This window comes from Bacteroidota bacterium (assembly GCA_018698135.1).
Classification (GTDB): domain Bacteria; phylum Bacteroidota; class Bacteroidia; order CAILMK01; family JAAYUY01; genus JABINZ01.
Map to the genome: position 1 here is coordinate 16,194 of JABINZ010000116.1, position 10,919 is coordinate 27,112.

The following is a 10,919-nucleotide window of genomic DNA, read 5'->3' on the forward strand; positions in this document are numbered from 1 at the left end:
ATATTTTAAGTGAAATACATTGTAACTTTGTTGATTCAAATAGAGCAATGATAAAATTGGGAGAATACAATGTTTTAAAAGCAATTCGAAGAACCGATAATGGTTTTTATTTGGCTGATACAGAAGGGGTAGAAGTGCTTTTACCCAATGCGTATGTGAGCGAAGAATTGAAGGAAGAAGATGAAATTGGCGTTTTTGTTTATAAAGATTCTGAAGACAGACCTGTTGCCACTACACTTTATCCCAAAATAATGCTTGGTGAATTTGCTTGTCTTAAAGTGATTAATGTCAATAATATTGGTGCATTTATGGATTGGGGCTTACCCAAAGATTTGCTTTGCCCCTTTGCCGAACAACGCACTGAAATGTTGGAAGGCAGGAGTTATATCGTTTATTTGCTTTTAGATGAAAAGTCGGATCGATTGATAGCAACAGCCAAGGTGAATGCTCATTTTGAAACAGAAAATATTGAATTGGAAGTAGGGCAGGAGGTTGATTTATTAATTGCCGGCAAAAGTGATATGGGGTATAAATGCGTTATCAATCAGAAATATGTTGGATTGATATTCGCAAATGAGACTTTTCAGAAAATGCGATTGGGTTTGGAAACCAAAGGTTATGTCAAGAACATTAGGGAGGATAAAAAAATTGATATCAGTCTACAACAAGAATCCTATAAAAATATTGAACCCAATTCCCTTTTCATACTCGAATTTTTGAAAGAGAATGAGGGATTTAGTAATATTACTGACAAAACAGATACGATTGTTATCAAGGAAATATTCCAAATGAGTAAGAAATCATTTAAAAGAGCAATTGGAACCTTGTATAAGCAAAAGCTAATTCGAATAGAAGAAGACGGTATTTATCTTGTCAAGTAGATAATTTCACAGATTTTTTCAAGCGCCTATTTTCCACAACAAAGTTTGTATTTTTTGCCACTACCACAGCTGCAGGGAGAATTTCGTCCCGGTTTTTGTTTTCCCAGGTTTTGTAAATGTCGATCAGCCATCTTTTGATTAAAAATAATTTCCATAGCCTGATAAAGATCTGGGTGTTTTTGCTGCATTAATTTGGGTCTTTCGAAAAAATATTCGGTTGCTATCGGTAAAAACTCTGAAGGATCAGTTGCTCCATACGGATTGATATCGCTTTCATCCTGGTAAATTTCTTCAATATTTTTCAATATTAAATTGAACCATGGAAGTGTGGGTTGGTTATTCATTAATACTTTGGGAATTCCATCAATACCACCATCTGCTTTATCAATCAGGTGTGTGAATTCATGAATAGCCACATTTTGTCGGTCTGACAAATTAGAAAAACCATGGTGAAGAGATGTTTTTGACAATATCATTTTTCCCGACATATAGCCATTGCCTACCATACCTGAAATCATTCTGTCATCTCCTCCGGTTTCGTGCTTTTCATTAAAAAGGGTGGGGTATAATATAACTTCATTCAGGTTAAGATAGTCCCATTCAGGAAAACCAAATATGGGAATAATAGCCCCACTTGCTACTAACAAAGTATCTGTGAGGCTTACAGTGGTTTCGATGCCTGTAATCTTTGTGTTCAAAAGAAATTTTTGCACCTCATATTCGAAGCGTTTTTTTTCATCCACATCCAGTGCATTGTAAAAGTTTATTCGCTGAACAAGTATCGCTCTCCAATTGGCAGGAAAAGGCTCGGTGGGTAATTTTTGATTAATTTTGTTGATTCTTTTAATGATAATGAATAAGACAAGTCCGATAAGAATAATGAGAAATATTGTAACCATATCTGCTATTAAAAGTTAAGATAGTAATCTTTTGTGAGCGCCTTGAACTCAAGGCTATAATCCAAGTGTTTTTCGCCTTCAATAATTAATTCGCTTTCCTTGGTTTCACTTTCTACCATTGAAAGCTCTAACAAAATCCTGTGATAATCTTTTGAGGGCTTTGGTTTAACAAAGCAAATTCTGTTAATATTGAATCCTAATTCGCTACAGCTTTGTTTAATCTCTTTCTCTCGGGAATAGGGGTAAATAAAGGATAATCTTGAATTAGCATGCATCATTTTTTTTGAACATGATAACATTTCAGCAAGTTCTAATGATTCTGAGTTTCTGGCCATATTTCGAGCTTGCTGCTTTGATTTTATAGTTTCATTATAAAATGGCGGATTGGAAATAATCAAATCATAAAGCTGAAAACAATTCTTTACATAATCTTGAAATGAAGTATGAAAAAGTTGAAGTCTGGAACTCCATGCTGATTCTGATATATTGTAAGAAGCTTCTAGATATGCTTGCTTGTTTATTTCTATAGCATCAATTTGTGCGGTCGATTTTTGAGCTAATAACAAAGCCAATAATCCTGTTCCAGTTCCCACATCTAAAATGTATTGACAAGCAATAGCATTTGTCCAGCCAGCTAGCAATATGCCATCAATTCCTACTTTCATGGCACTTGATGTCTGACGCAAACTGAATTGCTTAAAATGGAAATAGTCTTTTTTATTATTCACAACAAGGGAAATTAAAAGCTCAATTTAGCCAATAATAAGGATGTTATGGTATGGGTTGGAGTGAGTATGAAAAATAGATCAAAAAAAATGAGTTTAGGAAGACGGGCGTCTTACCTAAACTCATCAAAAAACTACTCTTCTCTTCGAGGACAAATATACAACCGTTTTTTAGTTGTCAAAATTTTTTTTGAAAAAAAACGTAATTTTTTTAGAAGCGAATACACTAATCGAAATATGGCTATGCAATCTTATTAAAGCTATATTTAATAGATATTTTTTCGATTGTCTTAGTATATTTACTGTTCAAACACAAAGCACAATTCAAACCTCATGAAGATAACAATCACAAAAAGGGAGTACAATCAATTTTACATCTTCACTTATTTCGACACGCCTAAAAAAATAGTTCGTTTGATGAGATTGTATATGGGGCCTACATTAGCCGTTGTCAGTATGCTTTTGTTTTATAAATACGGTGAAAAAGTCAATGTTTTTATCATCGGTTTTATTTTAGCTTACGGTGTTTTTTATACCATCAAGCCATTAATTATGGTTTGGGCTATGAAAGCCAAGGATGAATCTTTTTCTTTTCAATTTAAAGATCAGGCTTTACTCATAAAAGATCGTATCAAAGAAGGAAGCATTGATTTGAAAAGAAACAGAATGCAGGAAAATAAAAAATACTTTTTTGTGACATTGGATAATAAACAGGTCTTATTTTTTCCAAAGGAGAAGCTCAGTGAGCAAGCTCGCGATTTGTTTTGGAAACATAAAAATCTCTAAGAGATTATAAGTTCAGATGATAAACTCTTTTGGTAGCCTATAGTAGACAACTTGGATAGTAATTTTTAAAACCACTTAATATGAGGGAAAAACAATTAGCTATTTATGACGAATTAGTTTCCATGTGTCCTCGTTTCGAACGGAAAGGAAAAACAATGCCTTATACTTCAGCCAATGGACATATGTTTTCGCTGTTTAATAAAGCAGGCGAAATAGGAATTAGATTTTCAAAAGATGTACAGAAAAAATATTTGGAAGTATACCACACAACTATTTATAAATCCTATAACGCCATCATGCGTGGATACATTTTGATTTCACATGAAATGCTGAATGATTTGAATCATGTAGCAAAATTGCTTGATGAAAGTTATGATTATGTGATGAGTCTTGAACCAAAATAATAAACATAGTCCAATTTATTTTATGGATTAACAGTGCATTGCCATTGTAATTGAATCAAAATATGAATAGAATAGTAACAACAAAGCTGTTTTTATTTCATTGTGCAAAAACGCAAAAGCTAAGCTTATTTTTGGTGACATGAAAGCAATACCAATCCATTTAATTTGGCTCATAATACTGCTGCAAGCTTGTAGCAAAGATCCCTATGATTACGAAAATGATAGATCAAGCTATTTTGAAAATGGAGTAACCAATTATCAATCAGATTCTGAAATGATCTGTTTGACTTACAATATTCAGTTGGGATTTAAAGCGTTTCAAGACCCTTGGAATGCAGACGAAGTAGGAGGGACAAATGAACAACTGGATAATATAGTTCAGATTATTGATAGCATTAATCCTGTGATAATTGCCCTACAGGAAGTTCCCCTGAATAGGTATAATACAGCCATAGAAGATTATGTTGAAGCTTTAGCTGATAAGTTGCATATGAATTTTGCATTTGGTTCTCATGGCTATAACGATCCTATGGGAATATATCCTGTTCATGGCGAATGGGGAAATGCCATTCTAAGCAAATATGAAATTATTGAGATAAACAATATTCAAGTATCCTATCTTAATAAATGGGCAAAGCGGAGCATATTGGATGTACGATTAAAGATTAACGACTCATTAGCAATTCATGTTATTAGCTTGCACTTTGGCTTAACTTCCACAGAATACAATAATGGCTTGATAAACACCATAAACTACCTGAAAACAATATCGGAGCCCTGCATTCTTATGGGCGATTTTAATCCGCAATTCGGATTGATTCAATTAGCTGAAGCACTTGATGTCATAGGATTGAAAGATTCTGATTCAACATTTTTACATGCTGGTGACAGAATTTTTTATAGTGAAGCAAATTTCAGTGTTGGCCAAATTGGTAGTTTGTATGATACAATAAACTGGACTTCGGATCATCCGGCCAATTTTAGTCATTTGAAAATTGAATAGTTACTTATACTAAATCATCACATGCTATATGTGGTAGACGATAGAATATGATAGGAGAAAGAAGAGAATGAAAGAGAGTGAATATATTAACGGAATAGACAGCATAAATGAGATGATGGTGGAAATTCCGAAAGGCGAAATTGTATTGAGAGACGATCGGATTAATGAGAAGTGGAAAGTGATTATCCAGCCATTTTTACTATCAAAATATTTAGTAACACAGGAGTTGTATGAGTTGATAACTCAGCAGAATCCTTCTGCATCTAAAGGTAAAAATAAACCAGTAGAATGTGTATCCTGGTTAGATTCCGTTAAGTTTTGTAATTTACTATCAGGCAAATTGGGATTGACTCCCTATTACAAAGTGGATGATGAATTGGATGATTTCATAATTGACACTACTGCAAATGGTTATAGACTTCCTTCAGAAGCTGAATGGGAATATGCCTGTAAAGCGGGTAGTGCCGACATAAGATATGGTGATACCGATAAAATTGCCTGGTATAAACTAAATGCAAATGGTCATACTCATGATATAGGCAGTAAAGAAGCAAACAATTGGGGCTTGTATGATATGTTGGGAAATGTGTGGGAATGGTGTTCCGATAAATATGATGAGACTGTTTATGGCACTTATCGTATTTTTCGGGGAGGAGGATGGAATGATGAGGAAAGAGGGTGTTTAGCTACAAATCGAAGAAGGAGTCATCCGACAGCATTTAAAATTGATGATCTGGGGTTTCGATTAGCTAAAAATCTGTACTGAGAAAAACGATGTTGGCTACCATCAATGAAATTTATGATAAAAAACCAGCACAGACTAGTTCGCAAACTGATCCCAAGTCAGCATGTTGGATTGTTTTGTGTAATTTTGCAAACAATAAACTCTTTATTATGCATGGAAAATAATAAAACCTTATCAGCCAAACAAGCTGTTGAACTGCTTAATATCTTAAAAGGTCGTTTTGAACAAAATATGAAACGGCATAAAAGCCTTGAATGGGTTGATATACAGTCCAAGCTGAATTTGGAATCGTTAGCAGAAAAACTTTGGTCGCTTCATGAAATGGAAAGAAGTGGAGGCGAACCAGATGTGATTGGCTTGGATGAAAAAACTGGCGAATACGTTTTTTGCGATTGTTCAGCGGAAAGTCCAGCAGGCCGCAGAAGTGTTTGTTATGACCGTGAAGCACTCGAGTCGAGGAAGCAACATAAGCCGGATAACAGTGCGCTGGATATGGCTGCAGCCATGGGTATTGAACTTTTATCAGAAGAAGAATACCGAGCCTTACAACAAGTTGGAGAATTTGATACAAAAACATCGAGCTGGGTAAAAACACCTGCTGAAATCAGAAAACTAGGTGGTGCTCTTTTTGCTGATTTCCGCTATGGACAAGTATTCGTGTATCACAATGGTGCTCCTTCTTATTATGCTGCAAGAGGATTTCGTGGTGTATTAAAAGTTTAAAAGAAATTTAATTCATTTATATCATTTATATGAAAAAACTAATCATCATCATCTTCAGTATCACTTTATTTGTTTCTTGCGATAAATTCAATTTTTTTGCAAAAGGAACATTAAAAGGAACAATTGGAATTTATGAAGGCAATTGTATGCCCGCACCAAATAAACCACCTTGTGAGCCAAAACCCATAGCAACCACAGTTGTTATTACCCATCCTTCGGAACATTATCAAAAAAAATTGGTCGTTGCAAAAACTCAATCAAATGAAGATGGAAGCTACGAAGTAATGCTGCCTGAAGGAAAATATAGCTTGTTTTTATTGGATGGCGATGAATATGTTTGTGATCATTGGCAATGTAGCGATCAGTGTTATTGCAGCTTATTTGAAATCAAAAAAGACGCTGTAAGCATTCTGGATGCCAATATCGATCATGCCAGCTGGTAAACGATGGTAAGGCTATTAATTCTAGTATAATTATTCTTTTTATTTCAGTAGTTAGGCTAATTGGTACTAATTAATTAATGTACCTTCGAGTAAATTACTATTATCATTATTCATCGAATTTATACTAATTGTTTATTCTGGCATATAGTCGGTAAATGTTGCTGACTAAGTGCTGGTGATTATGGATAGTCAGTACTTAGGCTACATTTAAAATGAAGAAATATTTAACAACATTCATCAAGTTATTATGGATTTTAATTGGTTCCTTTTTTATTTATGATTCAATAAATGCAATTATAGGTATGGCAAATCCAAACAGAATTTTACTTTGTCTTATCCCAGAAACACAATTTGATATTTACTTCAAACAATTAATAATTGGAATCTATTTTTTAATAATAGGAGTGTTTCTTTTTATGAAGCCACGTTTGAATAGCAAGCTATTATTTTCACTACCAATATTTATTATTTTATACACAATATGGTGTTTAATTTTTACATTTTTTGATTATGGATATATTCCTCCAATCGGATATTTTCCTTTAGATTTAATTGTTGCATTTGTTTTAGTAAGATTGACAATAAATTATATTATGATGTCAATTTTTAAGTATCGTCACTTATTAGTTTCAAATAAAATATTAGCCTTATCAATATTCATTTCGCTTGTACTTGCATTATTTGGGTTTTTACTTGATTATGATAATTTTAGATTTTTATATAATTAAAAACGTAGCCTAATAAATAGGAGTTCATTTGGTACGTAGTACCCAGTTATTTGTAGCTTGAATGAAATGGTAGCTACGAATACGACAACAGCCTGATGCCCTAAAAATCCAATGCGGGTTTAAAGGATTGTTATGTAAGTTGTCTAAGAAATTTTAATACCCCAGCTGGTAAATGATGGTAAGGCTATTAGTTCTAATATAATTATTCATTTTTTTCAGTAGTTAGGATAATTGGTACTAATTAATTAATGTACCTTCGAGTAAATTGCTATTATCATTATTCATCGAATTTATACTAATTGTTTATTGTGGCATATAGTCGGTAATTGTTGCTGACTAAGTGCTAGTGAATTTGTATAGTCAGTAGTTGGCAAACATTAATAGAAATAAAATGAAGAAAATACTTTACACATTACTTTTACTACTTATCATCCTTGGTTGCACAAAAAAATATAGATTTTGGGAAATTGATAAGTTTAATATCATTGAAAATGGTCTAGAAGACAATGAAGAAGTATCTGTGATATATTATAGTCGAGGACCACTAAATAAAAAATCACAAGACCAATTTTACACTCATGCCATCGTAATATCAAGCATTAGTAATGATACACTTAACATACTTACTTTCCCAAATTTTGATCTGGACAATGTAAGTTCAGGAAATAATATTTTAGTATATAATGATCATCCTGTCATCGAAAAGTTAATTCCCAACCTAGAAGACTTTCCTGAAGATATGCAAGAAAAAATAGATGCAATAGATGCGAAAAAAGTAAGTTGGGGAACTTATCATAAAGTAGCTAGAGATCCAGAATTTGATAAAATTGCTGATAATAATTTTAGAACGGTAATTGGTTCGTTAACAAAAAAATAAAACGTTTGCCAATAAATAGGAGTTCATTTGGTACGTAGTACCCAGTTATTCGTAGCTTGAATGAAATGGTAGCTACGAATACGACACAGCCTGATGCACTAAAAATCCAATGCGAGTTTAAAGGATTGTTATCTAAGTTGTCTGAAAAAAAATACTCAGTTTTGTCCTGCTTCTGTCAATGTTTTTAGTCAGACTCTGCTATTTAAAATACTGATTAATTAATTGTACCTTCGAGTAAATTGCTATTATCATTATTCATCAAATTTATACTAATTGTTTAATGTGGCATATAGTCGGTATATATTGCTGAATAAGTGCTGGTGATAGTGTATAGTCAGTAGTTGGTAATAATTAGAAAATGATGAAGCTAATATCAATATTTATTTTTGGAACATTTTTGATAATTGGAAATCCGATTGAAGAGTTAAAAATTGGTAAGCCACCTACAAAAGAACAAGCTCAGAAACTTAATCATTCTAATGAAGAGTTTGAAGTGTACCTGAACTCTGAAAATAAGGTTGAATATAGAGATTATGAATACCGAAAAGTAAAAGGAACCGAATTACCTTTCAAGATAATACCAAAAGAAGATGATAGATTTTCATTTGGAGGAAGACAAGTTAATCTTAAAATTGATAATGGTTGGTTGGTTGGTTGGTTGGTTTTGATAAAGGAGAATGGGGAGGTAATTTATTTTGGTTTAATGAAAAAGGAACTGAGTACGAAAAGATTACGAGTGGAAATATTAAGAATCTTTTTGAAATCAATGGACAAATCTATGTGACAGAAGGTTTAGCGCATTTATCAATGTCTGATGGACAAATATTCCAAGTTGAGAGAAAAAACGATAAATGGAATGTTAAAAAGAAAGTTGATTTACCAAACGCACCTTATGCAACTACATTAACAAAAGACAATGAGTTTTTAATTGTAACTTCAAAAGGACTTTTGAAAGTTAATAAAGACTTTGAAATAGAAACCCTTGTGAAAGAAGGGTTTTGGTGGATTTATTTATACCCAAATTCTATTTTAATAAAAGGTTCAGATATTTACATTGGAATGCGAGGAGGAGTTTTAAAAACTCAATTAAATAATATTGATAGTCAAAAATGGTTAACAAAAAAATAACTATTGCCAACAATGTATATAAAAAATAGGCGAAATAGTAGTAAAATCAAGGCTTTTGGACGTATTGAACTTAGTACTTTACAGAAAGTTAAGTGCCCAGTTATTCGTAGCTTGAATGAAATGGTAGCTACGAATACGACAACAGCCTGATGCACTAAAAACCTCATTCAAGTTCAAAGGATTGTTATGTATGTTGTCTAAGGAATTATAATACTCTGTTTTGTCCTGCCCCAGTTATTCGTAGCTTGAATGAAATGGTAGCTACGAATACGACAACGGCCTGATGCACTAAAAATCCAATGCGAGTTTAAAGGATTGTTATCTAAGTTGTCTGAAAAAAAATACTCAGTTTTGTCCTGCTTCTTTCAATGTTTTTAGTCAGACTCTGCTATTTAAAATACTGATTAATTAATTGTACCTTCGAGTAAATTGCTATTATCATTATTCATCAAATTTATACTAATTGTTTAATGTGGCATATAGTCGGTATATATTGCTGACTAAGTGCTGGTGATAGTGTATACTCAGTAGTTACCAGTAATATTGAATTTCCGTTTTCAAAATATAATTTGAGATAAATTTGGGAGAAGTTGCCTAATTAGGTAACTTTGTTTTGGGTTTAAATAAAAATCAATTGAGTGAATTTATAAGAAACGTAAGGATTTATAAAGATTTTTTTACTGAATTTTACAAAAAACAGTCTTTGGTTGTAAGGAAAAAGATAGACTGGACAATCCTTTTGATACAAACTATTAAAATTGTTCCAGAAAAATATCTAAAACATCTAACTAATTCTGAGGGACTTTGGGAAATTAGAGTTTCAGCATCAAATGGAATATTTAGAATATTTTGTTTTTTTGATAAAGGTAACTTGATAATATTATTAACTGGATTTCAGAAGAAGGATCGTAAGACACCAAAATCCGAAATCAAGCGAGCTGAAAAACTTAAAAAAGAATATTATGAAAACAAGTAAAAATATTAAATCATTCGAATCACATCTAGATGAGAATTATGGAAAAACTGGAACTGAAAGTCGAGAAAAATTTGAAGAGGAATTTGAAACTTTCAGAATTGGTGCTTTAATTCAAGAGGCTCGTAAGAGACAACATATGACTCAAAAAGAGTTGGCTGATAAAGTTGGAACAACGAAAAATTACATTTCGCGGATTGAAAATAATGCAAGTGATATTCGACTTTCGACTTTAATGAGAATAATTAGAGAAGGATTAGGAGGGAATTTGAAATTATCACTTGATATATAATAAAAGAAATACTACTGGTAATAAATAGGAGTTCATTTGGTACGTAGTACCCAGAATGAACTACAGGTTGAACTACATCCAGTTATTCGTAGCTTGAATGAAATGGTAGCTACGAATACGACAACGGCCTGATGCACTAAAAATCCAATGCGAGTTTAAAGGATTGTTATGTATGTTGTCTAAGGAATTATAATACTCTGTTTTGTCCTGCTTCTGTCAATATTTTTGGTCAGATTCTGCTCTTTATCATCCTAATTAATTAATGTACCTTCGAGTAAATTACTATTATCATTTTTCATCGAATTTAAAATA

Annotated in this window: 15 protein-coding genes; 13 read left to right on the top strand and 2 right to left on the bottom strand. The window is 32.5% G+C overall.

Going from position 1 to position 10,919, the window contains the following annotated elements; genetic code table 11:
• Positions 1-47: 47 nt before the first annotated feature.
• A complete protein-coding gene (locus tag HOG71_07490) occupies positions 48-881 on the top strand; it encodes a GntR family transcriptional regulator (GenBank protein MBT5990681.1) in 834 nt (277 codons plus the stop codon).
• A gap of 26 nt (positions 882-907) precedes the next feature.
• Here the strand turns inward: HOG71_07490 and HOG71_07495 are convergent, their stop codons facing one another.
• Both HOG71_07495 and HOG71_07500 read right to left on the bottom strand, forming a co-directional pair.
• A complete protein-coding gene (locus HOG71_07495; GenBank protein ID MBT5990682.1) occupies positions 908-1,780 on the bottom strand; it encodes a peptidase in 873 nt (290 codons plus the stop codon).
• Between the two features lie 8 nt (positions 1,781-1,788).
• On the bottom strand, positions 1,789-2,508 hold the full coding sequence (locus HOG71_07500; protein MBT5990683.1) for a methyltransferase: 720 nt from the start codon (positions 2,506-2,508) through the stop codon (positions 1,789-1,791).
• A gap of 330 nt (positions 2,509-2,838) precedes the next feature.
• Between HOG71_07500 and HOG71_07505 the strand changes: the two genes are divergently transcribed.
• The 12 genes from HOG71_07505 (at position 2,839) to HOG71_07560 (ending at position 10,607) form a co-directional block, all read left to right on the top strand.
• Positions 2,839-3,291, top strand: a complete 453-nt coding sequence (locus HOG71_07505) for a hypothetical protein (protein MBT5990684.1) — start codon at positions 2,839-2,841, stop codon at positions 3,289-3,291.
• A gap of 80 nt (positions 3,292-3,371) precedes the next feature.
• Positions 3,372-3,695 carry a hypothetical protein gene (locus HOG71_07510; GenBank protein ID MBT5990685.1) on the top strand — a complete coding sequence of 108 codons (324 nt, stop codon included), beginning with the start codon at positions 3,372-3,374 and terminating at the stop codon, positions 3,693-3,695.
• Between the two features lie 139 nt (positions 3,696-3,834).
• Entirely contained in the window at positions 3,835-4,698 is an 864-nt protein-coding gene (locus HOG71_07515; protein MBT5990686.1) for a hypothetical protein, read from the top strand.
• Positions 4,699-4,765: 67 nt separating this feature from the next.
• Positions 4,766-5,464 carry an SUMF1/EgtB/PvdO family nonheme iron enzyme gene (locus HOG71_07520; GenBank protein ID MBT5990687.1) on the top strand — a complete coding sequence of 233 codons (699 nt, stop codon included), beginning with the start codon at positions 4,766-4,768 and terminating at the stop codon, positions 5,462-5,464.
• A gap of 132 nt (positions 5,465-5,596) precedes the next feature.
• Positions 5,597-6,166, top strand: coding sequence for a DUF4256 domain-containing protein (locus HOG71_07525; GenBank protein MBT5990688.1), 570 nt, complete (start codon positions 5,597-5,599; stop codon positions 6,164-6,166).
• 29 nt (positions 6,167-6,195) lie between these two features.
• The gene (locus tag HOG71_07530; protein ID MBT5990689.1) at positions 6,196-6,609 is read left to right on the top strand and encodes a hypothetical protein; all 414 of its coding nucleotides are present in this window, start codon (positions 6,196-6,198) and stop codon (positions 6,607-6,609) included.
• Positions 6,610-6,821: 212 nt separating this feature from the next.
• On the top strand, positions 6,822-7,337 hold the full coding sequence (locus HOG71_07535; GenBank protein MBT5990690.1) for a hypothetical protein: 516 nt from the start codon (positions 6,822-6,824) through the stop codon (positions 7,335-7,337).
• 391 nt (positions 7,338-7,728) lie between these two features.
• Positions 7,729-8,214: a hypothetical protein gene (locus HOG71_07540; protein MBT5990691.1), complete on the top strand. Its 486-nt coding sequence runs from the start codon at positions 7,729-7,731 to the stop codon at positions 8,212-8,214.
• 361 nt (positions 8,215-8,575) lie between these two features.
• Positions 8,576-8,998: a hypothetical protein gene (locus tag HOG71_07545; GenBank protein ID MBT5990692.1), complete on the top strand. Its 423-nt coding sequence runs from the start codon at positions 8,576-8,578 to the stop codon at positions 8,996-8,998.
• The gene (locus HOG71_07550; GenBank protein ID MBT5990693.1) at positions 8,995-9,342 is read left to right on the top strand and encodes a hypothetical protein; all 348 of its coding nucleotides are present in this window, start codon (positions 8,995-8,997) and stop codon (positions 9,340-9,342) included. Before HOG71_07545 ends, HOG71_07550 begins: the two co-directional genes overlap by 4 nt.
• A gap of 634 nt (positions 9,343-9,976) precedes the next feature.
• Complete coding sequence (locus HOG71_07555) at positions 9,977-10,318, top strand: type II toxin-antitoxin system RelE/ParE family toxin (protein ID MBT5990694.1); 342 nt, start codon at positions 9,977-9,979, stop codon at positions 10,316-10,318.
• The gene (locus tag HOG71_07560; GenBank protein ID MBT5990695.1) at positions 10,305-10,607 is read left to right on the top strand and encodes a helix-turn-helix transcriptional regulator; all 303 of its coding nucleotides are present in this window, start codon (positions 10,305-10,307) and stop codon (positions 10,605-10,607) included. Before HOG71_07555 ends, HOG71_07560 begins: the two co-directional genes overlap by 14 nt.
• Positions 10,608-10,919 lie beyond the last annotated feature (312 nt).